The sequence below is a fragment of the Porphyromonas sp. COT-052 OH4946 genome, assembly GCF_000765965.1.
Classification (GTDB): Bacteria; Bacteroidota; Bacteroidia; order Bacteroidales; family Porphyromonadaceae; genus Porphyromonas; species Porphyromonas gulae.
The window spans coordinates 1-412 of sequence record NZ_JQZY01000020.1; the positions used below are offsets into that span (position 1 = coordinate 1).

At 42.5% G+C, this 412-nt stretch carries 1 pseudogene; it reads right to left on the reverse strand.

Features of this window, described 5'->3' with window-relative positions:
- Positions 1–236 precede the first annotated feature (236 nt).
- Positions 237–412, reverse strand: a pseudogene (locus tag HQ50_RS11475) (IS5/IS1182 family transposase); the annotation flags it as partial.

Consider the following 412-nt stretch of genomic DNA (forward strand, 5'->3'; position numbering starts at 1 on the left):
TTACAAGCCCTTTTATCCCTTGCTTCCTCCCAAATTATTCGCTCCTTGTATCCGAAGAATGCCTCTTTCATACATCTCCTTATTTTTCAAAGGTCTCACGATACGGATGGAATATTCCATTCAGTAATCCCACCAAAACGAAGTGACCCACCGAAAAATTCGGTGGGTCACTTCGTTTTTACAACTGTCCAAATGGACGACGTTTAGGACACTACGGTATCGTACTTAGTCATCCCTTAAAAAGCATTTACAAGTGAGAAGTCATTCATCGATGGTCTCTCGCTTAGCTTTTCGCTTATTATTTTGAGCAGATACAAAAGAGCCTTCATGGCTCTTTTGAAGTTGTAAGCAGCGGCTGCCAATAGTATGTTCACAGCATCCCCTGCCAATCCCTTGTAAAAGTTGCGGCCTA